Source organism: Pseudomonas sp. BF-R-24 (assembly GCF_019947335.1).
In the GTDB taxonomy this organism is placed as follows: Bacteria; Pseudomonadota; Gammaproteobacteria; order Pseudomonadales; family Pseudomonadaceae; genus Aquipseudomonas; species Aquipseudomonas jessenii.
In genome coordinates this window covers 116,024-139,182 of the sequence record NZ_JAGYGG010000001.1, presented here as the reverse complement: position 1 = coordinate 139,182, position 23,159 = coordinate 116,024, and the positions used below count along the sequence as shown (strand labels likewise).

The 23,159-nt window shown below is 60.9% G+C and carries 23 protein-coding genes; 9 read left to right on the top strand and 14 right to left on the bottom strand.

Translation table 11 applies throughout. The features are described from left to right. The first annotated feature begins 118 nt into the window (after nt 1–118). The 4 genes from KGA98_RS00720 to lnt are packed head-to-tail and all read left to right on the top strand — an operon-like array spanning nt 119 to nt 3,990. A complete protein-coding gene (locus KGA98_RS00720; protein ID WP_008022966.1) occupies nt 119–1,126 on the top strand; it encodes a PhoH family protein in 1,008 nt (335 codons plus the stop codon). Further along, nucleotides 1,119–1,613 (top strand): rRNA maturation RNase YbeY, encoded by a 495-nt coding sequence (gene ybeY / locus KGA98_RS00715; RefSeq protein WP_154862122.1) that lies wholly within the window; start codon nt 1,119–1,121, stop codon nt 1,611–1,613. Before KGA98_RS00720 ends, ybeY begins: the two co-directional genes overlap by 8 nt. A gap of 5 nt (nt 1,614–1,618) precedes the next feature. Then, nucleotides 1,619–2,458, top strand: a complete 840-nt coding sequence (locus tag KGA98_RS00710) for an HlyC/CorC family transporter (RefSeq protein WP_046028710.1) — start codon at nt 1,619–1,621, stop codon at nt 2,456–2,458. A gap of 8 nt (nt 2,459–2,466) precedes the next feature. Next, a complete protein-coding gene (gene lnt / locus KGA98_RS00705; protein ID WP_223500185.1) occupies nt 2,467–3,990 on the top strand; it encodes an apolipoprotein N-acyltransferase in 1,524 nt (507 codons plus the stop codon). 139 nt (nt 3,991–4,129) lie between these two features. On the opposite strand, the gene KGA98_RS00700 is transcribed toward lnt, so the two are convergent. Further along, entirely contained in the window at nt 4,130–4,888 is a 759-nt protein-coding gene (locus tag KGA98_RS00700) for a YdcF family protein (RefSeq protein ID WP_223500183.1), read from the bottom strand. Between the two features lie 104 nt (nt 4,889–4,992). Continuing rightward, entirely contained in the window at nt 4,993–5,313 is a 321-nt protein-coding gene (locus KGA98_RS00695) for a hypothetical protein (RefSeq protein WP_223500181.1), read from the bottom strand. Nucleotides 5,314–5,593: 280 nt separating this feature from the next. Here KGA98_RS00695 and leuS point away from each other — a divergent pair, with 280 nt between their 5' ends. From leuS to KGA98_RS00670, 5 genes are all read left to right on the top strand, one after another. Further along, nucleotides 5,594–8,200: a leucine--tRNA ligase gene (leuS, locus tag KGA98_RS00690; protein WP_223500172.1), complete on the top strand. Its 2,607-nt coding sequence runs from the start codon at nt 5,594–5,596 to the stop codon at nt 8,198–8,200. Between the two features lie 87 nt (nt 8,201–8,287). Further along, nucleotides 8,288–8,893, top strand: a complete 606-nt coding sequence (lptE, locus tag KGA98_RS00685; protein ID WP_223500163.1) for an LPS assembly lipoprotein LptE — start codon at nt 8,288–8,290, stop codon at nt 8,891–8,893. Nucleotides 8,894–8,932: 39 nt separating this feature from the next. Beyond that, on the top strand, nt 8,933–9,970 hold the full coding sequence (gene holA / locus KGA98_RS00680; protein ID WP_223500154.1) for a DNA polymerase III subunit delta: 1,038 nt from the start codon (nt 8,933–8,935) through the stop codon (nt 9,968–9,970). Nucleotides 9,971–10,179: 209 nt separating this feature from the next. Beyond that, the gene (gene arfA, locus KGA98_RS00675) at nt 10,180–10,344 is read left to right on the top strand and encodes an alternative ribosome rescue factor ArfA (RefSeq protein ID WP_003228536.1); all 165 of its coding nucleotides are present in this window, start codon (nt 10,180–10,182) and stop codon (nt 10,342–10,344) included. Between the two features lie 61 nt (nt 10,345–10,405). Beyond that, on the top strand, nt 10,406–11,728 hold the full coding sequence (locus tag KGA98_RS00670; protein ID WP_223500150.1) for a lytic murein transglycosylase: 1,323 nt from the start codon (nt 10,406–10,408) through the stop codon (nt 11,726–11,728). Between the two features lie 117 nt (nt 11,729–11,845). Here the strand turns inward: KGA98_RS00670 and KGA98_RS00665 are convergent, their stop codons facing one another. The 12 genes from KGA98_RS00665 to nadD form a co-directional block, all read right to left on the bottom strand. Further along, nucleotides 11,846–12,796 (bottom strand): LD-carboxypeptidase, encoded by a 951-nt coding sequence (locus tag KGA98_RS00665; RefSeq protein WP_223500142.1) that lies wholly within the window; start codon nt 12,794–12,796, stop codon nt 11,846–11,848. A gap of 173 nt (nt 12,797–12,969) precedes the next feature. Continuing rightward, complete coding sequence (lipA, locus tag KGA98_RS00660) at nt 12,970–13,968, bottom strand: lipoyl synthase (protein ID WP_162130289.1); 999 nt, start codon at nt 13,966–13,968, stop codon at nt 12,970–12,972. Between the two features lie 25 nt (nt 13,969–13,993). Continuing rightward, the gene (lipB, locus tag KGA98_RS00655) at nt 13,994–14,641 is read right to left on the bottom strand and encodes a lipoyl(octanoyl) transferase LipB (RefSeq protein ID WP_046041686.1); all 648 of its coding nucleotides are present in this window, start codon (nt 14,639–14,641) and stop codon (nt 13,994–13,996) included. Continuing rightward, nucleotides 14,641–14,916 (bottom strand): DUF493 domain-containing protein, encoded by a 276-nt coding sequence (locus KGA98_RS00650; RefSeq protein WP_008052383.1) that lies wholly within the window; start codon nt 14,914–14,916, stop codon nt 14,641–14,643. The genes lipB and KGA98_RS00650 overlap by 1 nt, the downstream gene beginning before the upstream one ends. Before the next feature lie 87 nt (nt 14,917–15,003). Further along, nucleotides 15,004–16,161 carry a D-alanyl-D-alanine carboxypeptidase family protein gene (locus KGA98_RS00645; protein ID WP_057713160.1) on the bottom strand — a complete coding sequence of 386 codons (1,158 nt, stop codon included), beginning with the start codon at nt 16,159–16,161 and terminating at the stop codon, nt 15,004–15,006. Nucleotides 16,162–16,345: 184 nt separating this feature from the next. Then, the gene (locus KGA98_RS00640) at nt 16,346–17,356 is read right to left on the bottom strand and encodes a septal ring lytic transglycosylase RlpA family protein (protein ID WP_057713159.1); all 1,011 of its coding nucleotides are present in this window, start codon (nt 17,354–17,356) and stop codon (nt 16,346–16,348) included. Then, nucleotides 17,356–18,366, bottom strand: coding sequence for a lytic murein transglycosylase B (gene mltB / locus KGA98_RS00635; protein ID WP_057713158.1), 1,011 nt, complete (start codon nt 18,364–18,366; stop codon nt 17,356–17,358). The genes KGA98_RS00640 and mltB overlap by 1 nt, the downstream gene beginning before the upstream one ends. Before the next feature lie 17 nt (nt 18,367–18,383). After that, a complete protein-coding gene (gene rodA / locus KGA98_RS00630; RefSeq protein WP_057716556.1) occupies nt 18,384–19,487 on the bottom strand; it encodes a rod shape-determining protein RodA in 1,104 nt (367 codons plus the stop codon). 31 nt (nt 19,488–19,518) lie between these two features. Further along, nucleotides 19,519–21,414 carry a penicillin-binding protein 2 gene (gene mrdA / locus KGA98_RS00625; RefSeq protein WP_223500140.1) on the bottom strand — a complete coding sequence of 632 codons (1,896 nt, stop codon included), beginning with the start codon at nt 21,412–21,414 and terminating at the stop codon, nt 19,519–19,521. Nucleotides 21,415–21,424: 10 nt separating this feature from the next. Then, nucleotides 21,425–21,892 carry a 23S rRNA (pseudouridine(1915)-N(3))-methyltransferase RlmH gene (gene rlmH, locus KGA98_RS00620; RefSeq protein WP_008052376.1) on the bottom strand — a complete coding sequence of 156 codons (468 nt, stop codon included), beginning with the start codon at nt 21,890–21,892 and terminating at the stop codon, nt 21,425–21,427. A 9-nt stretch (nt 21,893–21,901) separates the two neighbouring features. Further along, nucleotides 21,902–22,396: a ribosome silencing factor gene (gene rsfS / locus KGA98_RS00615; protein ID WP_223500130.1), complete on the bottom strand. Its 495-nt coding sequence runs from the start codon at nt 22,394–22,396 to the stop codon at nt 21,902–21,904. A 73-nt stretch (nt 22,397–22,469) separates the two neighbouring features. Next, entirely contained in the window at nt 22,470–23,159 is a 690-nt protein-coding gene (gene nadD, locus KGA98_RS00610) for a nicotinate-nucleotide adenylyltransferase (RefSeq protein WP_007975898.1), read from the bottom strand.

The following is a 23,159-nucleotide window of genomic DNA, read 5'->3' as shown; positions in this document are numbered from 1 at the left end:
GCAAGCTCGCTCCCACAGGGATTGCGTACGACGTTGGTTATTTAAGAGCTTTCGCGCCCACGCCACTGGCGCTATCCTTGAACTCATCACCATTGCCCCAGGGCGGCTAAATACGACCTTGAACGCACCCATAGAACCACATCGTTTCATCCTCGAGCCTTTTGAAGCTCGCCGCTTCGCCAATCTGTGCGGGCAATTCGACGAGCATTTGCGCTTGATCGAACAGCGCCTGACCATCGAGATCCGCAATCGCGGAAACCAGTTCGAGCTGATCGGCGAACCCAAACACACCACCTCCGCGGAAAACCTCCTGCGCCGCCTGTACCGGGAAACCAAGGGTACCGAGCTGTCGCCGGACATGGTGCACCTGTTCCTGCAGGAATCGGCCGTCGAGCAGCTGGACAACCACTCCCCCGCCGAACCGTCCGTCGCCCTGCGCACCAAGAAAGGCATGATTCGCCCACGCGGCTTGAATCAGCTGCGCTACGTGAAGGAAATCCTCGGCAACGACATCAACTTCGGCATCGGCCCGGCCGGTACCGGCAAGACCTACCTGGCTGTCGCCTGCGCGGTGGATGCACTGGAGCGCGAGCAGATTCGCCGCATCCTGCTGGTTCGTCCGGCGGTCGAAGCGGGCGAAAAACTCGGCTTCCTGCCCGGCGACCTGTCGCAAAAAATCGACCCGTACCTGCGCCCGCTCTACGACGCGCTCTACGAAATGCTCGGCTTCGAATACGTCGCCAAGCTGATCGAGCGCCAGGTGATCGAAGTCGCGCCGCTGGCCTATATGCGCGGCCGCACGCTGAACAACAGCTTCATCATTCTCGACGAAAGCCAGAACACCACGGTCGAGCAAATGAAGATGTTCCTGACCCGGATCGGCTTCGGCTCCACCGCCGTCATCACCGGGGACATTACCCAGGTCGACCTGCCACGCGGCACCAAGTCCGGCCTGCACCACGTGATTGAAGTGCTCAAGGATGTGCCGGGGATCAGCTTCACCCACTTCCAGCCCAAGGACGTCGTGCGCCATCCACTGGTACAGCGCATCGTCGAAGCCTACGAGCGCTTCGAAACCAAAGCGGCCGATGATGCCGCCGCCAAGGATAGCCGCCGCGATGCTTGAGCTTGACCTGCAAATCGCTACCGAAGCCTGCGCCCCCGGCGAGGCCGAGTTCCGCCAGTGGTGCGAACTGGCCCTGCGCCAGCGCACCGCCGACTCGGAGATGACCATTCGTCTGGTCGACGAAGCCGAAGGACGCGAGCTGAACCACACCTGGCGGCAAAAGGACTACGCAACTAACGTCTTGTCATTCCCGGCCGACGTGCCGGATGAGTTCCTCGACATCCCGCTGCTGGGCGATCTGGTGATCTGCGTGGCCGTGGTCGAGCGCGAAGCCGCTGAACAGGGCAAGGAGCTCAAGGCCCATTGGGCGCATCTGGTGATTCACGGCTGCTTGCATCTGCTTGGTTACGACCATATTGATGACGAGGAAGCCGAAGAAATGGAAGCACTGGAACGAACGTTGCTTGCAGAACTGGGCTTTCCCGATCCGTACGCGGACGACGAAACCGACGCATTCCCTACCGAAACAACAAAGGATTCAGAGTAATCGCTATGAGCGAAGATCGATCGAGCAACGGGCAGAAGTCATGGCTGGGTAAACTCACCCAGGCTTTTGCCCACGAGCCGAAAAACCGCCAGGAGCTGCTGGAGCTGCTGCGCGATGCACACCAGAACAAACTGCTGGACAGTGAAGCGCTGGCCATCGTCGAAGGCGCCATCCAGGTGGCTGACTTGCAGGTCCGGGACATCATGGTCCCGCGCTCGCAGATGGTCAGCATCAAGGCGACCCAGACACCGCGCGAGTTCCTGCCTGCCGTGGTCGACTCGGCCCACTCCCGCTACCCGGTGATCGGCGAAAGCCATGATGACGTGATGGGCGTGTTGCTGGCCAAGGACTTGCTGCCGTTGATCCTCAGGGAGAACGGCGACAGCTTCAACATCAAGGACCTCCTGCGCCCAGCCACCTTCGTGCCGGAGTCCAAGCGCCTTAACGTGCTGCTGCGCGAGTTTCGCGCCAACCACAACCACATGGCCATCGTCATTGACGAGTACGGCGGCGTGGCAGGCCTGGTGACCATCGAAGACGTGCTGGAACAGATCGTCGGCGACATCGAAGACGAACACGACGTCGAAGAAGACAGCTACATCAAGCCGCTGCCCAGCGGTGATTTCCTGATCAAGGCCCTGACACCGATCGAGAACTTCAACGAATTTTTCGACAGCGAGTTCTCCGACGACGAATTCGACACCGTTGGCGGCCTGGTGATGAGCGCGTTCGGGCATTTGCCAAAACGCAACGAAATCACTGAAATCGGCCCGTACCGCTTCCGCATCCTGAACGCCGACAGCCGTCGGATTCACTTGCTTCGCCTGACGCCCATTGCTCGCTAAGGATTGAAATGCGCTGGACAACCCGCCCCGGCTGGCCCGGTAACCTGCTGGCCGTGGCGGCCGGTGCAATCACCACACTGGCCCTGGCGCCGTTCGATATCTGGCCCCTGGCACTGCTCGCCGTCGGCCTGTTCTATGCCGGCCTGCGCGAGCTGAGCCCACGTCAGGCACTAGGGCGCGGCTGGTGTTTCGGTTTCGGCCTGTTCGGTGCCGGCACCAGCTGGATCTACTACAGCATTCACCACTTCGGCGGCGCGTCGGTATTGCTGGCCGGTTTCCTGATGCTGCTCTTCACGGCGGCAATTGCCTGGTTCTTTGCCCTGCCCGCCTGGATATGGGCGCGCTGGCTACGCCGAAATGAAGCGCCGCTGGCCGACGCCCTGGCCTTCGCAGCGCTGTGGGTCGGCCAGGAAGCCTTCCGCGGCTGGTTCCTGACAGGCTTCCCGTGGCTGTATTCCGGGTACAGCCAGCTCGATGGCCCACTGGCCGGGCTCGCGCCTATCGGCGGGATGTGGCTGATTTCCTTTACCCTGGCCCTGACAGCTGCGTTGATCTACAACGGCATGCGCCTGGTTCGCACGGGGCGCAAAGGCTTCATCGCTGCCGGTGTTTTGCTGCTGGTCGGCCCGTGGCTGGCCGGCATCGCGCTCAAGCACCACGCCTGGACCAGCCCGTCGGGCCCGCCACTGAGCGTCGCCGCCATTCAGGGCAACATCGAACAAAGCATGAAGTGGGACCCGACGCAGCTCAACGCGCAACTGGCGCTGTATCGCGACATGAGTTTCAGCTCCAGGCGAGTCGACCTTCTCATCTGGCCGGAAACGGCGATCCCGGTGCTCAAGGAGTCCGCCGAGGGCTACCTGAACATGATGGGCAGCTTCGCGGCCGAGCGTAAATCGGCGCTGATTACCGGCGTCCCGGTCCGCATGGAGGTCCGCCACGAGAAGCGCTTCTTCAATGGCATCACCGTTGTCGGCGAAGGCGACGGCACCTACCTCAAGCAAAAACTGGTGCCGTTTGGTGAATATGTTCCGCTGGAGGATCTGTTGCGCGGGCTGATCGCCTTCTTCGATCTGCCGATGTCGGACTTTGCCCGCGGACCATCTGACCAGCCGCTGCTGCAAGCCAAGGGTTATCAGATCGCGCCGTACATCTGTTATGAGGTGGTGTACCCGGAATTCGCCGCCAGCCTCGCCGCCCGCAGCGACCTGTTGCTGACCATCAGCAACGACACCTGGTTCGGCACCTCCATCGGTCCGCTGCAACACCTGCAGATGGCGCAGATGCGTGCGCTGGAGGCCGGCCGCTGGATGATCCGCGCCACCAACAACGGCGTGTCCGGCCTGATCAACCCGTTCGGTCAGATTACCGATCAGATCCCGCAGTTCGAACGCGGCATCCTGTATGGCGAAGTGGTGCCGATGCACAACCTCACGCCGTACCTGGAATGGCGTTCGTGGCCATTGCTCATTCTCTGCGTGTTGTTGTTTGGCTGGGCGCTGGTTGCCAGTCGGATGGCTAAAACCGTTTAAAAGCTTCGCGAGCAAGCCCGCTCCCACATTTGATCGGCGTCGTACACAAATACAGAGACCGACTTAAATCCAGTGTGGGAGCGGGCTTGCTCGCGAAGGCGGCATCACAGGCACCTCATCAATCAGCACCGACATCACCTCAGTAGAACATCGAATAACCGATCTGCCCCACCGCCTCGTTCATCAACTGCCCGTTCTGCCAGATCGCCTTGAACTCCGGCATCCAGCCTCCCAGTGGCCGCGCATTGTCGCCGCTCAGAAACCCTACCGGCGCCGGCACCACCTCAAACCCGGCCTTGCGGAAACTCCAGACCGCTCGTGGCATATGCCCGGCATGAGTCACGAGCACCACACGTTTGATGCCCTGTGGCAGCAACACCTGGGCGCTGAACTGCGCATTTTCCCAGGTCGTGCGGCTGCGCCCTTCCTGCCAGCGCACGGTCACGCCAAAATCGTCGCGCAAGGAGTCAGCCATCATCTGCGCTTCGCTTGGCGGAGTGCCGTAATGCAAGCCGCCGCTGGTCAGTACCGGCAAGCCGGAAGCCTTGGTCAGTCGCGCGGCAAAGCGCTGGCGCTCCAGGCCTACACCCGTGGGCTGGTCGGCCCCCCAGGCCACGTCACCGCGCTCGCGTCCGGAACCAAGGACGACGATGGCGTCCGCGCGCTGCCCCAGCACTGCCCATTCGTCGCGGGCCAGCGGTGGCTCGCGCTCGAGCAGGCTGGCACTCCACTGCACCACCACCGGCAGGCTCATCAGCCAAAGACCACCCAGCCCCAGTGCAAAGCACACACCGGCGAGCCTTGGCCTTGAGCGGCGCAACCACCAGGCAAGCAAAAGCAGCAGCAATAGAATGCCGGGGGGCAAAAGAAGTTGTTTTACAAAGTAACGAAAAGGCATCGAGCATCTCCTGGAGATGCCCGAAGCCTAAGTGGGTTAGCGCAATGCGACAATCAATACAGAAGAACTATGCTTCAAAAAACAATTGAGCACGGCTCTGCGTCTTATTTGAACTGCAAAGACCGGACCTTTACCGCGTCTCTGCCGGGAACCTTGTCCTTGAGCCAGATGATCTTGGCCGAACGTGGTGCGTCGAGTTGCTTTATCGCCTCTGACAAGCATCCGTGCGTCTCACGCTTACTGCGATCCAGATACGCCTTGATCAATGCAAACTCTGCGGAGCTCAGGCCACGCAGTTCCAGTTCCAGAGGGCGTACGTCGCGCAACCGGCCAGCAGTTCTTGCCGCTTCCAAGGCCAGGGCCAAACGATCGATCAGCCTTTCGTACAGCTCCGGTTTTGTAGCTTTTTGCTGTGACTCAACCATCCCTCACCTCATTGGAAGATAAGACCTACTCCCCAGTTAGAGCTTAGCTTCCATGAACAAACCGGCTGAGCGCCGCGACCAACGGCCCTCGCGGCGGTTTTGCGGGACGCGCGGCAGCAATCAGGGTTTCCCTCGGTAGAGCGCGGTCATGTATGCTACGGCGCTTCCTGTAACTCCACTTCCAGCTCGGCTGGACATCGAAAACGCCAATGCGGCGTGTTCACCGTCCAGCGTTGCATTGAAGAGGATTAGGCCACCCCTATTCAGTTCAAAAGTAGCCATGCACGAACAATATCAGCCCCGTGAAATCGAAGCCGCCGCCCAGTCGTTCTGGGACGAGCAAAAGTCCTTTGAAGTCAGTGAACAGCCAGGCAAGGAGACTTACTACTGCCTGTCGATGTTCCCTTACCCCAGCGGCAAGCTACACATGGGGCACGTGCGCAACTACACCATCGGCGACGTGATCTCCCGCTACCAGCGCATGCAAGGCAAGAATGTTCTGCAACCCATGGGTTGGGACGCCTTCGGCATGCCGGCGGAAAACGCCGCGATGAAGAACAACGTAGCGCCCGCCAAGTGGACCTACGAAAACATTGCCTACATGAAATCCCAGCTGCGCAGCCTGGGCCTGGCGGTGGACTGGTCGCGTGAAGTGACCACCTGCAAGCCCGATTACTACCGCTGGGAACAATGGCTGTTCACCCGCCTGTTCGAAAAAGGCGTGATCTACAAAAAAAGCGGCACCGTGAACTGGGACCCGGTCGACCAGACCGTCCTGGCCAACGAACAGGTGATCGACGGTCGCGGCTGGCGTTCCGGCGCGCTGATCGAAAAGCGCGAAATCCCGATGTACTACTTCAAGATCACCGCCTACGCGGATGAACTGCTGGAGAGCCTGGACGAACTGACTGGCTGGCCTGAACAGGTCAAGACCATGCAGCGCAACTGGATCGGCAAGTCCCGCGGCATGGAAGTGCAGTTCCCGTACAACGTCGATTCCATCGGCGAAGCGGGCGCGCTGAAAGTCTTCACCACCCGTCCGGACACCCTGATGGGCGCGACCTACGTCGCCGTCGCCGCCGAGCACCACCTGGCGACCCTGGCCGCACAGAACAACCCTGAGCTGCAAGCGTTCATCGCTGAATGCAAAGGCGGCAGCGTTGCGGAAGCCGACGTTGCGACTCAAGAGAAAAAAGGCCTGCCGACCGGCCTGTTCGTTGAGCACCCACTGACCGGTGAAAAGCTACCGGTATGGGTCGCCAACTACGTGCTGATGCATTACGGCGACGGTGCGGTCATGGCTGTTCCTGCCCACGACGAGCGCGATTTCGAATTCGCCCACAAATACAACCTGCCGGTCAAATCCGTGGTTCGCACCAGCTCCGGTGACAGCAACCCTGCGCCATGGCAAGACGCCTACGGCGAGTACGGCACGCTGATCAATTCCGGCGAGTTCGACGGCCTGGACTTCGCGGGCGCCTTCGACGCTATCGAAGTCGCACTGATCAAGAAAGAACTGGGCGCCTCGCGTACCCAATTCCGCCTGCGCGACTGGGGCATCAGCCGTCAGCGTTACTGGGGCTGCCCGATCCCGATCATCCACTGCGGCACCTGCGGTGACGTGCCGGTACCGGAAGATCAACTGCCTGTCGTGCTGCCGGAAGACGTCGTACCCGATGGCGCCGGTTCGCCACTGGCGCGCATGCCCGAGTTCTACGAGTGCAGCTGCCCTAAATGCGGCCAGCCTGCCAAGCGTGAAACCGACACCATGGACACCTTCGTCGAGTCCTCGTGGTACTACGCCCGCTACGCCTCGCCGCACTTTGAAGGCGGCCTGGTGGAAAAATCGGCGGCCGACCACTGGCTGCCGGTGGATCAGTACATCGGCGGTATCGAACACGCGATTCTTCACCTGCTCTATGCGCGCTTCTTCCACAAGCTGATGCGCGACGAAGGCCTGGTGAGCTCCAACGAGCCGTTCAAGAACCTGCTGACCCAGGGCATGGTGATCGCCGAGACTTACTATCGCCGCGAAGCCAATGGCGCTTACACCTGGTTCAACCCGGCGGACGTCGAGCTTGAGCGTGACAGTAAGGCCAAGGTCATCAGCGCCAAGTTGAAAGCCGACGGCTTGCCGGTGGAAATCGGTGGCACCGAGAAGATGGCCAAGTCGAAGAACAACGGTGTCGACCCACAGTCGATGATCGACCAGTTCGGCGCAGACACCTGCCGCCTGTTCATGATGTTCGCCTCGCCACCTGACATGAGCGCGGAATGGTCCGACTCCGGCGTCGAAGGTTCGCACCGTTTCCTCAAGCGCGTCTGGCGCCTGGCTCAAGCCCACGTCACTCAGGGCCTGCCGGGCAAACTGGACGTCGCCAGCCTGAATGACGAACAGAAAGCCGTTCGTCGCTCGATCCACCTGGCCATCAAGCAGGCCAGCCAGGACGTCGGCCAGAACCACAAGTTCAACACCGCCATCGCTCAGGTGATGACGCTGATGAACGTACTGGAAAAAGCCGCACAAGCCACCGACCAGGATCGCGCACTGATTCACGAAGGCCTGGAAACCGTGACTCTGCTGCTGGCTCCGATCACGCCGCACATCAGCCACGAGCTGTGGAATCAACTGGGTCACGCCGATCCTGTGATCGACGCCGGTTGGCCGGTGGTGGATGACAGTGCGTTGGTACAGGACAGCCTGCAACTGGTGATTCAGGTCAACGGCAAGCTGCGTGGCCACATCGAAATGCCGGCCAGTGCCAGCCGTGAAGAAGTCGAAGCCGCCGCCCGTGCCAACGAGAACGTGCTGCGCTTCGTCGACGGTCTGACCATTCGTAAAGTGATCGTAGTGCCCGGGAAACTGGTCAATATCGTCGCCAGCTAATTGGATCAGGCGCCAGGTGAGCCTGGCGCCGAGTAAAACCTTTCGGGCCGCTTGATCGGCCCACATGGTTTCAAGGGGAGCAACAAGATGATCAAACGCAATCTGCTGGTGATGGGCCTCGCGGTTCTGCTGAGCGCCTGCGGTTTCCAGCTGCGCGGCACCGGCACCAATGAACTGGCGATCAAGGAACTCGACCTGAGCGCCCGTAACGCTTATGGCCCAACCGTTACCCAGTTGCGTCAGGTACTGATTGGCAGCGGCGTCAACGTCTATACCGGCGCTCCTTACAAGCTGGTACTGACCAATGAACAGGAAAGCCAGCGCATCCTCAGCTACGCAGGTGCCGGTCGTGCCGGCGAGTACCAGATCACCACCGTGTTGAACTACGACATCCGTGGTCGCGGCGATCTGCCCCTGTTGAGCGACAAGCTTGAAGTGCAGAAGATCTATATGCACGACGGCAACAACCTGGTGGGGTCCGACCAGGAAGCCGCAACGGCCCGCACAGAAGGCCGCCGGGAGTTGGTTCAACGCATGATGCTGCGCCTGGAACAGCTGAGCCCCACCCAACTGGACCAGTTGCAGCAGACTGCCGAAGCCAGGGCCAAGGCTGACGCCGCGGCGCTGGAAGCGGCAAAGAAGGCTGAAGCGGATACCCCGCGTCAGTCGCCTGTCGAACTGCCACAGCAGTAAGACTTACGGGGCGCCTGTGCGCCCCGTTCGCCCTCTCTTATGAAACTCGCCCCCGCCCAACTCACCAAACACCTGCAAGGCGCCCTTGCGCCGGTCTATATCATCAGCGGCGATGACCCGTTGTTGTGCCAGGAGGCGGCCGACGCTGTTCGCACTGCCGCCCGCCAGCAGGGATTCGATGAACGCCAGGTATTTGCCGCCGACGCCAGTTTCGACTGGGGGACGCTGCTGCAAGCCGGTGCCAGCATGTCGCTGTTCGCCGAAAAGCGCCTGCTGGAACTGCGCCTGCCGTCCGGCAAACCCGGCGACAAGGGCGCCGCCGCGCTGATCGAGTACTGCTCGCGCCCGGCCGACGACACAGTGCTGCTGATCAGCTTGCCGAAACTCGATGGCAGCGCTCAGAAAACCAAGTGGGGCAAGGCGCTGGTCGAAGGACAACAGACCCAGTTCGTGCAGATCTGGCCGGTCGATGTCGCCCAACTGCCAAGCTGGATCCGCCAACGTTTGTCCCAGGCCGGGCTTTCCGCCAGCCAGGACGCCGTTGAGCTGATTGCGGCACGGGTCGAGGGCAACTTGCTGGCCGCCGCCCAGGAAATCGAAAAGCTCAAACTGATGGCCGAAGGGGGTCAGATCACCGTTGAAACCGTGCAGGCTGCGGTGGCCGACAGTGCGCGCTTCGACGTCTTTGGCCTGACCGATGCGGTTCTCAATGGTGAAGCAGCCCATGCCTTGCGCATGCTCGAAGGGTTGCGCGGTGAAGGCGTCGAGCCGCCGGTGATTCTCTGGGCCCTGGCCCGAGAGTTGCGCCTGCTGGCCAATATTTCGCTGCAATACAGTCAGGGCACGCCGCTGGACAAGGCTTTCAGCCAGGCCAAACCTCCGGTCTGGGACAAACGAAAACCCTTGATGAGCAAAGCCCTGCAACGCTACTCGGCGCAACGCTGGGCGCAATTGCTGCTCGAAGCACAGCGCATCGACGCGCAGATCAAGGGCCAGGCGGCCGGTTCGCCGTGGATGAGCCTGAGCCGGCTGACGTTGTTGATGGCCGGGCAGCGCTTAACCCTACCCGCCGAATAACACCCCCCCCTGTAGGAGCGAGCTTGCTCGCGATGGTCGTTAACGATAACGCAGACTTTCTGATTTAACGCAGCGCCCTCAAGTGCTTCGCGAGCAAGCTCGCTCCTACAAAGAACGGCGCTTTTTCCGACAGCTACCGGGACTAGACAGCCCCTCAACTTCGGCCGATGATTTGCCCCGCAAAAACCACTCACTTGCGAGGCACCATCATGAGCAAAAAGCCATCAAAGCATGGCCCCAACAAGGCCAAATCCATCATCGCCCAGCCATTGTTCCGCAGCCGCCAGGAACGCCCCACCAAGGGCAAAGGCAGCTACCGCCGCGAAGCCTTCCAGTCTGACAGCTGGGAGGCTTCTTACTTTCTGGCTGCGTAAAGCAGAACCCCCCTTCAACATGTTAAGGTCTGTACCTGATTCGTATTCCCTGGACCCGTGCATGCCCTTTTGTCTTCCCCATCGTTGGCACTTACGCCAATTGATCGCTGCCTCCAGCCTTGTTTTGCTTGTCGCCTGTGCGGAAAAACCGACCGCAGCCGACGCTCAGCCGCTTCAGACACTTCCTGTCGCTACCGCCCCGGCGGTTGTTCCGCCGGTGGTTCCGACGGGTGAGAACCTCGACATCCAGCCTACCCAGACATTTGCCGAATGGCAGGCGGGTTTCCGCAAGGATGCCCTGGCCGCAGGTATCCGCGCCGATCTGTTTGATCGCGCTTTCGCCAATGTCAGCTTCGACCCCAGTGTGATTCGTGCCGATCGCAGCCAACCGGAATTCGCAAAACCGGTGTGGGAATACCTCGATGGCGCGTTGTCGCCGCTGCGGGTACGCAAAGGCCAGTCACTGATCGACCAGCACGCCGACATCCTGCAAGGCATCGAGCAGCGTTATGGCGTTGATCGTCAGGCGCTGGTGGCCGTGTGGGGCATGGAAAGCAATTTTGGCCAGTTCCAGGGCAGTAAATCGGTGATCAATTCGCTGGCGACCCTGGCCTACGAAGGCCGCCGCCCCGGCTTCGCCCACGCGCAATTGATCGCGGCCCTGCAAATCCTGCAACAAGGCGACATCGAACCCGAAAAGATGCTCGGTTCCTGGGCCGGCGCCATGGGCCAGACCCAGTTCATCCCGACCACCTACAACACCCACGCCGTCGATTTCGACGGCGACGGCCGTCGCGATATCTGGAGCAGTTCGGCTGATGCCCTGGCCTCGACCGCGCATTACCTGCAAAGCTCTGGCTGGCAGAGAGGTCAGCCGTGGGGCTTTGAAGTCCAGCTGCCGAGCGGCTTCAACTACGTACTGGCCGATGGCACGATTCGCAAAAGTGTTGCCGAGTGGCGCCAACTGGGCGTTACGCTGCCCAACGGCGGCCAGGTCCCGGCAGGCTCGGAGCAACTGTCTGCGGCACTGCTATTGCCGGCTGGCTACCGCGGCCCGGCGTTCCTTGTGCTCGACAACTTTCGTGCGATTCTCAAGTACAACAATTCGTCGTCCTATGCCCTGGGGGTGAGCCTGTTGTCCGAACGTTTCAATGGCGCAGGCTTGATCAGCGGTACGTGGCCAAAGGATGACCTGCCTCTGAGCCGTACCGAGCGGATCGAGCTGCAAAGCCTATTGAGCGCGCAAAGCTATGACGCCGGCACCGCCGACGGGATCATCGGCGCCAACACCCGCAAGGCTATCCGCAGCGCCCAACAGTCGTTTGGCTGGCCGGCAGATGGGTATCCGACGCACAAGTTGCTCGAAGGACTGCGTAACCGCTAAAAGCATCGCGGGCAAGCCCGCTCCCACAGGTTCAGGGGCGTTCACATGATTTGTGTACGACGCGGACACTGTGGGAGCGGGCTTGCCCGCGAAGACTGACTGACAGGCGATAAAAATCTAGCGCCTGGCCACCACATCCTGCTCCAGCACCAATTCCTTGTTTCCGGCATCCAGCCTGACCAGCGCCCCCATGGGTAACGTCAGGTTCGGGTCGCAATGGCCGCTGCGCCACCCGGACAGCACCGGAATCTTCAAAGGCTCGAAGATCTGCTTGAGCAACCTGTCCAGCGCCGCCACCTCAACCCCCGCCACATCCCCGACCAACACACCGCGCAGCTTGTGCAACGTGCCTGCCAGCCGCAGATGGGTGAGCAACCGGTCGATGCGATACAGCGGCTCGTTGATATCCTCGATCAACAGAATGACGCCCTCGGCGTCAATCTCGTAGGGCGTGCCCATGGTCGCGGCGATCATGGCCAGATTGCCACCGAGCAAGCGCCCGTGAGCCACGCCTGGCTCGATCGTGGTCAGCGGGTAGGCCACCGGATGCGCCAGCACTGTTCCCGCCCTCACCTTCCCTCGCAGCATGTTGAAGAACGAAGACTCGGTAGGTATTTGCTTCTCACCCAGCAGGTCGGCATTGAGCAACGGACCATGAAAGGTCACGAAGCCGGCATAACGACTGATCGCCAAATGCAGCGCAGTGATGTCGCTGTAGCCGACGAACGGCTTGGCGTTGTCACGCAGCAAATCAAAATCGATGCGGTCGAGCAGCCGGGGCGTGCCGTAACCACCGCGCAGGCAGATGATCGCATCCACCTCGCTGTCGGCGAACGCTGCATGCAGATCGTCGAGTCGCACCTCGTCACTGCCGGCCAGGTAGCCGTTTTTTTCGTAGACCCCGGGAAACACTTTCAGTGAATAACCCCGGGCACGCATCCATTGCACCGCCTTGTCGGTGTCCAGCGGCGCGGGACCGGCGGGTGCGATAACGCCGATCATGCCTTCCGACGGCAGTGCCGGGACGGGAGCATGAGGGCAAAGGGTGAGGGTCGGTCGAGCGGTCATCCGTGAATCTCCCTGCGTGAAAACATCAGCACACAGTAGTCAGGAACGGGGACAAACAGAAGAGGAACCGTTGCCCCGCAGGTTGCAGGAAAAGGCAGCCGTTGTCGTAGGCCAGGCAAAAAAACGCCCGCAAGGCTTTGAAACCTTGCGGGCGTTTTATGCTTCACAGTCGATCAGGACGACATCAGCTCGGCCTTGACCAGCTTCGCCTGCTCGTCAGCGTGGTACGAGGAGCGAACCAATGGACCGGAAGCGACGTTCTTGAAGCCCATCTTGTAACCTTCCTCGGCGAACCAGGCGAAGGTGTCCGGGTGCACGAAACGCTGTACCGGCAAGTGGCTTCGCGACGGTTGCAGGTACTGGCCGAGGGTCAGCATGTCGATGTCGTGCTCGCGCATGCGCTTCATGACTTCGATGACTTCTTCGTCGGTCTCGCCCAGACCCAGCATCAGGCCGGACTTGGTCGGAATGTGCGGCATCATCTGCTTGAAGCGTTGCAGCAGGGTCAGCGACCACTGATAGTCCGAACCTGGGCGGGCAGCCTTGTACAGACGTGGCACGGTTTCCAGGTTGTGGTTGAACACATCCGGCGGCTCGGCGGCGGTGATTTCCAGCGCGATGTCCATGCGGCCACGGTAGTCCGGGACCAGGGTTTCGAGCTGCACGTTCGGCGACAGCTTGCGGATTTCGCGGATGCAGTCGGCAAAGTGCTGGGCACCGCCGTCACGCAGATCGTCACGGTCCACCGAAGTGATCACTACGTACTTCAGGCGCAGGTCGGCGATGGCAATGGCCAGGCTTTCCGGCTCGTTGACGTCCAGAGGCTTCGGACGGCCGTGGCCGACGTCGCAGAACGGGCAGCGACGGGTGCAGATGTCACCCATAATCATGAAGGTCGCGGTGCCGCCGGAGAAGCACTCGCCCAGGTTCGGGCAGGACGCCTCTTCGCACACGCTGTGCAGCTTGTGTTTGCGCAGCAGGGCCTTGATGCGGTCGACTTCCGGCGAAACCGGGATGCGGACGCGAATCCAGTCCGGCTTCTTCGGCAGTTCGGTGGTCGGAATGATCTTCACCGGGATGCGTGCAACCTTTTCGGCGCCGCGCAGCTTGACGCCGGCTTCAACCTTGGGACGCGGGGCCGGGCGCTCGGTGACATCGAGCGTCGGGATCATGGTTTGCACTGCATCAGTAGTCATATCAGTCGATTCCGCCCGTCAGGGTCGTCTGCTCAGCATAGTCGAGGTGTTTGACGAGCTGCGCGCGCAGCCGGGCACTTACCTCGGCAAATTCAATCGATCCTGCGTGATCGCTCAGCTGGGTCATCGCCAGCCCGGCGTAGCCGCAGGGATTAATCCGTCGAAACGGTTCCAGGTTCATGTCCACGTTCAAGGCCAGGCCATGAAAGGAACAGCCGTGGCGGATCCGAAGACCCAGGGAGGCGATTTTCGCCCCGTCGACGTAGACACCCGGCGCATCGGGTTTGGCCACGGCGGTGACACCGTAACTGGCCAGCAGCTCGATCAGGCATTGCTCCATCCGGCTGACCAGGTCGCGCACGCCAAACCCGAGCTTGCGCACGTCCAGCAGCAGATAAGCCACCAGTTGGCCGGGGCCGTGGTAGGTCACCTGACCACCACGGTCGACCTGCACCACCGGAATATCACCGGGAAGCAGCAGATGCTCGGCCTTGCCGGCCTGGCCCTGGGTGAACACCGCAGGGTGTTCGACCAGCCAGATCTCGTCGGCGGCATCGTTGCCGCGTTCGTTGGTGAAGCGTTGCATGGCATGCCAGACCGGCTCGTAAGCCATCTGGCCGAGCTCGCGAAAGCCCAGCACACCGGACATCACAGCACCATGTGCACGAAACCGGTTGCCCGCAGTTCGCTGTTGATGTTGTACAGCTGGTCCTGGTCGGTCGCGACGATGTGCAACTGAATGGTGGTGTATTTGCCGTTGCTGCTCTGGCGCTCATCAACACGCTCATCGTTGATCGTTGCATATTTGCGGACGATGTCGATGATTCTGTCCTTGTTGCCCACGCCGGTGTCGCTGATCACCTTAACCGGGTAATCATTGGCAGGGAACTCGATCTTTGGCGCCTTTACTTCGGTATCGGTCATGGCGTAACGGCCTCGTAAGCGTAAGCCGTGGCGACGGGCATGGCTGCGCGCCAGATCAGCGCGGAGCCATGCAGGTGCACACTAAATTCAGTTGAACAAGCCGTAGAAGAATAGACGGATGCTATCCCACATGCGGCGGAAGATACCACCTTCCTCGACAGCGTCCAGAGCGATCAGATCGGCGCTGTGCACCACCTTGTCGTCCAGTTTCACTTCGACTTTACCGATCACGTCGCCCTTGGCGATTGGCGCGATCAGTTGCGGGTTCATGGTCATGCTGGCAGCGAGCTTTTTCAGCTGGCCTTTTGGCAGGGTCATGGTCAGGTCTTGCGCCAGGCCAGCCTTGATCTGGTTGGTGGAGCCTTTCCAGACTGGAGCCTGAGCCAGCTCGGTGCCCTTCTGATAGAAGGTCTGGGTTTCGAAGAAACGGAAACCGTAGGTCAGCAGCTTCTGGGTTTCGGCGGCACGGGCCACTTCGCTGTTGGTGCCGAAGACCACGGCGATCAGACGCATGCCATCACGTACGGCCGAAGACACCATGCAATAGCCGGCTTCGTCGGTGTGACCGGTTTTCAGGCCGTCGACGGTCTTGTCGCGCCACAGCAGCAGGTTGCGGTTCGGTTGCTTGATGCCGTTCCAGAAGAACTCTTTCTGCGAGTAGATCGCGTAGTGAGCCGGGTCTTCGTGGATGATCGCGCGAGCCAGTACGGCCATGTCGTGAGCCGACGAGTAGTGCTCAGGGTTCGGCAGACCGGTCGGGTTCATGAAGTGGCTGTTGGTCATGCCCAGGTCGCCAACGGTTTTGTTCATCATGTCGGCGAACGCGTCTTCGCTGCCGGCGATGTGCTCGGAGAGCGCAACGCTGGCGTCGTTGCCCGACTGGATGATGATGCCGTGCAACAGGTCGCTGACAGTCACCTGCGAGCCGACCTTGATGAACATCCGCGAACCGCCGGTACGCCAGGCGTTTTCGCTGACGGTCACCGGATCGTTTTCGCCGATCTGGCCACGACGGATTTCCAGAGTCGCGATGTACGCGGTCATCAGCTTGGTCAGGCTGGCCGGCGGCAGACGCTGGTCACCGTTGTTCTCGACCAGCACGTTGCCGCTGCTGGCATCCATGAGCACATAGGCCTTGGCGGCCAGTTGTGGTGGCGAAGGCATCATCTCGACCGCGAACGCGGCGGGTGAGAGAAGCAGCGGGACTAGCAGGAACAGGCGTTTGGCAAAGGTGGTGATGTTCATCCGTCTCTCGAAATCGCTAATGGAAACTTGCCCAAGGGCAAAACTAATCAAATGACTTTCTAACGAGTCATCGCGTGTTCAGTTGCTCACTCAGTCACCCTTGCCGGGCTTTTGTTCTTCAACGAGTCAACAACCTGGTTCGCCCCCCAGTACCGCAGACGAACCGTCAATCAAGCTCTACGTATTACTCCGTGACCACACTCGGCGAACCGAGATTGGCCAGGCGCACACTGTTCTGTACTTGCTGGATTTCACCCGGCGAACCGATTGGCCCCATGCGCACCCGATGCAGGGTCTGCTGATTGCGCACGATCGAGCTGATGAACACCGGAGCGCTCACCATCCCGCTGAGCTTCGATCTCAGGAGTTCTGCAGCGTCCGGGTTGGCGAACGCGCCCACCTGCAGATACTGGCCAGAGGCTGCTACAGAAGCGTTTTTTTTTGCATCGAGCTGCACGGGCACCACCGCGGCGGCGTGTTGCTGCGGCGGCGGCGTCCATTGCTCGACGGTGCCGGCCGAAGCCGTGATCACCGGGGCGCTATTCTGCGCGACTTTCGGTTCGTTGAGCATTAATGGTGCCGGACGGCCCTTGGCGGCCCACCATTGCTGCGGATCGATGCCTTCGACCTTGACCCGCGCGGTGCCGGTTTCGGCGTAACCGAGTTTCTTGGCGGCAGCGTAGGACAAGTCGATGATCCGGTCCGAATAGAACGGCCCGCGATCGTTGACGCGAAGGATCACCGACTTGTTGTTGTCCAGGTTGGTCACCCGGACGTAACTTGGCAGTGGCAGAGTCTTGTGGGCAGCGCTCATGCCGTACAGGTCATAGACTTCGCCGTTGGCGGTGTTCTGGCCGTGGAACTTGGTGCCGTACCAGGACGCCGTGCCCGACTGCACGTAGGTCTTTGACTCCTGCAGCGGAAAGTAGGTTTTGCCCAGTACCGAGTAAGGAGCGGCCTTGTACGGGCCGGTGTGCAGGGTCGGCGTGGCGTCCGGGATACGCGAAACATCGACATCCCACCATGGCGCGCCATCCTTGTGGGCGCGGTTTATGTCCAGCCCCGGCGTCGTGCGCACAGCGGTGCTGCTGGTCTTCTGGGCCGGCGCACGGCTGGTCGAACAACTGGCGACCAGCATTGCCAACGCGGCGAATGCCATCAGCTTCAGGGGTTTATTGATAGGCAATGCCCGCATTACTTGACGCCCCGTGCTTGGACCAGCTGCTCAGACAGTTGATGTACGGCCATGGCGTACATCACGCTGCGGTTATATCGCGTGATCGCGTAAAAATTCTTCAGGCCCATCCAGTACTCGGAGCCATTGTCGCCTTCCAGGCGGAAAGCAGTAACCGGCATATCATCGCGCAGCGCATCATGACTTGACCACCCCAGGGCTCGCAACTCCCCGACGGTTTTCGTCGGTTCGATGCCGGTGGTCAAACCTTCGTCGACCTGATCGCCACGGACATCGCCGCGACTGACTACCGGTTCGCCGGCGACCCAGCCATGGCGCTTGAAGTAACTGGCAACACTGCCAATGGCATCATCCGGATTGGTCCAGATGTTGATATGGCCATCACCGTCGAAATCCACTGCATAAGCGCGGAAACTGCTCGGCATGAACTGCGGCAATCCCATTGCGCCAGCGTAGGAGCCTTTGAGCGTCAACGGATCGACCTGCTCTTCGCGGGCCAGCAGCAGGAACTCACGCAACTCCTTGCGGAAAAACTCGGCACGGGGAGGATAGTCGAAACCCAGGGTCGACAAGGCATCGATCACCCGGAAATTTCCGGTATTACGGCCGAAAAAGGTTTCAACACCGATGATCGAGACAATCACCTGGGCCGGCACGCCGTATTCCTGCTCGGCACGAGCCAGCACCGCTTCGTGCTGACGCCAGAAATCCACACCCCGGGCTATGCGCGCATCGGTGATGAACATCGGGCGATACTCGCTCCACTGCTTGACCCGTTCGGCAGGTTTGGAGATGGCGTCCAGAATCGACTGCTTGCGCTCGGCTTCGCGGAACACACCCATCAATTGTTCACCGGCAAAACCGTAGTCGCGGGTCATTTCACCGACGAATTCGGCCACCTGGGGTGAGCCTTCGTAGTCGCCGGCCAACGCGTCCGGCATGGTGCCAAGGATGCTTACCAGGCTGACCCATGGCGCGTATCGAGTCGCCCAGCCACGCATTACTTGCATTGAAAATTTCACCTTATTCAAACCTGCGCGATCCACTTGCGATGGGTATGGATCGACATCAAAACCCCAAACGCTGACAGTAGCGTCACCAGCGAAGTTCCTCCGTAGCTAATGAACGGCAACGGCACCCCCACCACCGGCAACAGGCCACTGACCATACCGATGTTGACGAAAACATAAACAAAAAACGTCATGGTCAGGCTGCCCGCGAGCAACTTGCCGAACAATGTCTGCGCCTGGGCGGTAATCACCAGGCCGCGGCCGATCAACAGCAGGTAGATCAGCAACAGCGCGCAGATCCCCACCAGGCCGAACTCTTCACCCAATACGGCAATGATGAAGTCGGTATGGCTTTCCGGCAGGAAGTCCAGGTGCGACTGGGTGCCCAGCAACCAGCCCTTGCCGAACACACCACCGGAGCCGATGGCGGCCTTGGACTGGATGATGTTCCAGCCGGTGCCTAGCGGGTCGCTTTCCGGGTCGAGGAACGTGAGGACGCGCTGCTTCTGGTAATCGTGCATAACGAAATACCACATGGCCACGGACACCGGCACGGCGGCAGCGAGCACGCTGAGGATCCAGCGCCAGCGCAGGCCACCCATGAACAGCACGAAGGCCCCCCCCGCCAGAATCAGCAATGAAGTGCCAAGGTCGGGCTGACGCACGATCAGGATGAATGGCAAACCGATCAGGAACAGGCTCACCCCCACATGCTTGAGTTGCGGCGGCAAGGTGCGCTTGGACAGGTACCAGGCGATGGTCGCCGGCATCAGGATCTTCATGAACTCCGAAGGCTGGAAGCGGATCACCCCGGGAATGTTGATCCAACGAGTAGCGCCCATGGCGTTGTGACCCATGACGTCGACGACTACCAGCAACAGCACGCCGATCACATAACCCACCGGGACCCAGCGGGCCATGAAGCGTGGCTCGAACTGGGCGATGACGATCATCGACACCAGGCCGATGCCGAAAGAAGTGGCTTGTTTGGCCAGCAGATCCCAGCTTTTGCCACTGGCCGAATAGAGTACGAACAGGCTGCCGGCCGCCAGGGTCAGCAGCAGGATCAGCAACGGGCCGTCGATGTGCAGGCGTTGCAGCAGCGTCGCACGGCGACGCATCACATCCTCACTGGAGAGCATGCGATCGAAGTTATTCATCACGGGCGGTAGCCTCTGCACTGATAGGGCTGGCGTATTCGGGCTTCAACCGACCGTCCTGGTCCAGGAGCCAGGCATCCATGATTTGGCGCACCACCGGCGCGGCGACGCCGGAGCCGGACTCGCCGTTCTCGACCATCACCGACACCACGATTTTCGGGTCGTCGGCCGGCGCGAAACCGACGAACAGGGCGTGGTCGCGATGGCGCTCCTGAACCTTGGAACGGTCATACTTCTCACCCTGTTTGATCGCGACCACCTGGGCTGTACCCGACTTGCCGGCGATCCGGTATTGCGCGCCGATAGAGGCTTTGCGCGCCGTACCACGGGCACCATGCATAACCTGCTGCATGCCGTGGTTGACCCTGGTCCAGTCCGAGGGGTCGCGCAGGATGATGTCCGGCATCGGATTCTCATCCACCGGCTTCACGCCCTCGATGGTCTTGGCCAGGTGCGGACGGTTCCAGACGCCTTTGTTGGCGACCAGAGCGGTGGCCTGGGCCAATTGCAACGGGGTCGACTGCATATAGCCCTGGCCGATCCCCAGAATCAGCGTTTCACCCGGGAACCACGCCTGCCGGCGGGTCGCACGTTTCCATTCGCGGGACGGCATCAGCCCCGGCGACTCTTCGAACATGTCCAGGGAGACTTTCTGGCCGATGCCGAATTTGGTCATGTATGCCGACAGCCGATCGATCCCCAGCTTGTGGGCCAGGTCATAGAAGTAGGTGTCGTTGGAACGCATGATCGCCGTATCGAGGTCGACGAAACCGTCACCGGTGCGATTCCAGTTACGGTATTTGTGATCGTAGTTGGGCAGCATGTAGTAACCCGGGTCGAACACTCGTGACGACGCCGTCACCACGCCCGCGTCCAGACCGGCAATCGCCACCGCGGGCTTGATGGTCGAACCCGGCGGGTACAGGCCACGCAGCACGCGGTTGAACAGCGGCCGGTCGATGGAGTCGCGCAGCTCGGAATAGGCCTTGAAGCTGATGCCGGTGACGAACAGGTTCGGGTCGAAACTCGGTTGGCTGACCATCGCCAGCACTTCGCCGGTTTTCGGGTCCAGCGCTACCACCGCGCCACGACGACCACCGAGCGCAGCTTCGGCGGCTTCCTGCAATTTGATGTCCAGACTCAGGACGATGTCCTTGCCGGGAATCGGATCGGTACGCTTGAGCACGCGCAGTACGCGGCCCCGGGCGTTGGTCTCGACTTCCTCGTAACCCACCTGGCCGTGCAATTCAGGCTCGTAGAAACGCTCGATGCCGGTTTTGCCGATGTGGTGGGTGCCGCTGTAATTGACCGGGTCCAGCGACTTGAGCTCTTTCTCGTTGATCCGCCCCATGTAGCCCACCGAGTGAGCAAAGTGCGCCCCTTGGGGATAGTGACGAACCAACTGCGCGACCACTTCCACGCCCGGCAGGCGGAACTGGTTAACGGCGATCCGGGCGATCTGCTCTTCGCTCAGCTCAAACAGGATCGGCACCGGCTCGAACGGCCGGCGCCCCTGACGCATGCGCTTCTCGAAGATCACCCGGTCCTCGGGCGTCAGTTCCAGCACTTCGACGATCACGTCGAGCACCTGCTGCCAGTCGCCGGAACGCTCGCGGGTCATGCTCAGGCTGAAACTCGGCCGGTTATCGGCAATCACCACGCCGTTGCGGTCGAAAATCAGCCCGCGAGTCGGTGGAATCGGCTGCACGTGGACGCGGTTGTTTTCCGACAGGGTCGAGTGGTACTCGTACTGGATCACCTGCAGGAAATACAGACGCGCGATCAGGACCGCAATCAGCACCACCACTGCAATGGCCCCGAACACGACGCGACCACGCACCAGACGGGCGTCTTTTTCGTGGTCCTTGATGCGGATCGGCTGGGACATGAGGGCAGAACTACTTGTGGTAAGGGTGACCGGACAGCACGGTCCAGGCACGGTACATCTGTTCGCCGATCAGGATCCGCACCAGCGGGTGCGGCAAGGTCAGCGGCGACAACGACCAGCGCTGGTCAGCCCGGGCACAGACTTCCGGCGCCAGCCCTTCGGGGCCACCGACCATGAAGTTGACAGTGCGCGAGTCCAGCCGCCAGCGATCGAGCTCGACCGCCAGTTGCTCGGTACTCCAGGGCTTGCCATGGACTTCGAGAGTGACAATCCGCTCGTTCGGCCCGACCTTGGCCAGCATGGCTTCGCCTTCCTGACGGATGAAACGGGCCACGTCGGCGTTCTTGCCACGGGTGTTGAGCGGAATTTCCACCAGTTCCAGCGCCAGCTCGGACGGAAGACGCTTGGCATATTCATGCCAGCCTTCTTCCACCCACTTGGGCATGCGTGAACCGACGGCGATCAGTCGCAGTCGCACAGCGGTCCCTTATTCCTGGTCTTTGTTGAGCTTGTTGAAGTGCTCGTGACCAACTTCAGGGCTGTGGTGCTTGCCATCGGCCGCACGGCTCTGCTCGGCACCTTTCCACAGGCGCTCCAGGTCGTAGAACTGACGGGCGTTGGAGGTCATCATGTGAACGATCACGTCGTCCATGTCCAACAGTACCCAGTCGCTGTCGCCCTTGCCTTCTTCACCCAGCGGCTTGATACCCAGGGCTTTGACGGCCTCGCGAACCTTGTCCAGCATCGCGCCGATCTGGCGGTTGGAGGTACCGGTGGCGATGATCATGTAGTCAGTGATGCTCTGCTTGTCGCGAACATCAATCACCAGCACGTCCTGGGCCTTGACGTCTTCAAGGGCGGCTACGGCGATCTTGACCAGCTCGTCGCCTTTAGGCGGCTCGGCGGCGAGGATCTTTTCCGGCAGCGGGGCACTCTTGAATGTGCCTTTGCGTTTTACTTTGCTTTCGTTGTTGCTCGTCATATAAAACTCGTTTTGCTCGTTTGTTCGGGCGCTTCAATACACGTTGTTGCCACGTGCCTTGAGGCACTCCCATTCAGTTCGACGCACGGTAGAGTCCGTGCGCATCGATGTAGGCCAGGACCGCGTCGGGCACCAGGAAACGTACCGACTTACCGCTGGCCAGCAGTTGACGGATCTGGGTGGCGGATACCGCGAGCGGTGTCTGCCAGACGAATGCAATCTGTCCGCTCGGCCCTTTGAGGGCCAGCGGGTCGCTCACCGAGCGCGCTGCCAGCAGGTTGCGCAAGGCATCCGGCGGTTCGCTGTCGGCATCCGGGCGTTGCAACACCAGGATATGGCAATGCTGGAGCAACTCTTCCCAGCGGTGCCAAGTGGGCAGGCCGCAAAAAGCGTCCCAGCCCAAAAGCAGAAAAACCTGGTCGGATACGGCCAGTTCGGCGCGCATCAGTTCCAGGGTATCAATGGTGTAGGACGGTTTGTCCCGCTGCAATTCGCGGGCGTCCACCACCAACGGCGCCACACCGGCCACCGCGCACTCGACCATCGCCAGACGGTCTTTTGCCGACACCTGCGGCTTGTCCCGATGGGGCGGCCTGGCACTGGGTGTCAGGCGCAACTCATCGAGCGCAAGTGTTTCGGCGACTTCCAGCGCACCGCGCAAATGGCCGATGTGCACCGGGTCGAACGTTCCGCCCAGCACGCCAATGCGGCGAGGGGCTGGCTCGCTGACGGTGACCGGGGCTGACGGGTCGAAGTCGCCCAA

Coding starts and splice junctions, on each gene's coding strand:
- KGA98_RS00640 (WP_057713159.1), bottom strand. CDS start 17,356: ATGCGGGCATTGCCTATCAATAAACCCCTGAAGCTGATGGCATTCGCC.
- KGA98_RS00645 (WP_057713160.1), bottom strand. CDS start 16,161: ATGAACATCACCACCTTTGCCAAACGCCTGTTCCTGCTAGTCCCGCTG.
- lnt (WP_223500185.1), top strand. CDS start 2,467: ATGCGCTGGACAACCCGCCCCGGCTGGCCCGGTAACCTGCTGGCCGTG.
- KGA98_RS00665 (WP_223500142.1), bottom strand. CDS start 12,796: ATGACCGCTCGACCGACCCTCACCCTTTGCCCTCATGCTCCCGTCCCG.
- lipB (WP_046041686.1), bottom strand. CDS start 14,641: ATGTCCGGTGTGCTGGGCTTTCGCGAGCTCGGCCAGATGGCTTACGAG.
- mrdA (WP_223500140.1), bottom strand. CDS start 21,414: ATGTCCCAGCCGATCCGCATCAAGGACCACGAAAAAGACGCCCGTCTG.
- KGA98_RS00710 (WP_046028710.1), top strand. CDS start 1,619: ATGAGCGAAGATCGATCGAGCAACGGGCAGAAGTCATGGCTGGGTAAA.
- KGA98_RS00670 (WP_223500150.1), top strand. CDS start 10,406: ATGCCCTTTTGTCTTCCCCATCGTTGGCACTTACGCCAATTGATCGCT.
- rodA (WP_057716556.1), bottom strand. CDS start 19,487: ATGCGTCGCCGTGCGACGCTGCTGCAACGCCTGCACATCGACGGCCCG.
- KGA98_RS00700 (WP_223500183.1), bottom strand. CDS start 4,888: ATGCCTTTTCGTTACTTTGTAAAACAACTTCTTTTGCCCCCCGGCATT.
- leuS (WP_223500172.1), top strand. CDS start 5,594: ATGCACGAACAATATCAGCCCCGTGAAATCGAAGCCGCCGCCCAGTCG.
- ybeY (WP_154862122.1), top strand. CDS start 1,119: ATGCTTGAGCTTGACCTGCAAATCGCTACCGAAGCCTGCGCCCCCGGC.
- KGA98_RS00650 (WP_008052383.1), bottom strand. CDS start 14,916: ATGACCGATACCGAAGTAAAGGCGCCAAAGATCGAGTTCCCTGCCAAT.
- KGA98_RS00695 (WP_223500181.1), bottom strand. CDS start 5,313: ATGGTTGAGTCACAGCAAAAAGCTACAAAACCGGAGCTGTACGAAAGG.
- arfA (WP_003228536.1), top strand. CDS start 10,180: ATGAGCAAAAAGCCATCAAAGCATGGCCCCAACAAGGCCAAATCCATC.
- lptE (WP_223500163.1), top strand. CDS start 8,288: ATGATCAAACGCAATCTGCTGGTGATGGGCCTCGCGGTTCTGCTGAGC.
- holA (WP_223500154.1), top strand. CDS start 8,933: ATGAAACTCGCCCCCGCCCAACTCACCAAACACCTGCAAGGCGCCCTT.
- rsfS (WP_223500130.1), bottom strand. CDS start 22,396: ATGACGAGCAACAACGAAAGCAAAGTAAAACGCAAAGGCACATTCAAG.
- mltB (WP_057713158.1), bottom strand. CDS start 18,366: ATGCAAGTAATGCGTGGCTGGGCGACTCGATACGCGCCATGGGTCAGC.
- lipA (WP_162130289.1), bottom strand. CDS start 13,968: ATGATCCCGACGCTCGATGTCACCGAGCGCCCGGCCCCGCGTCCCAAG.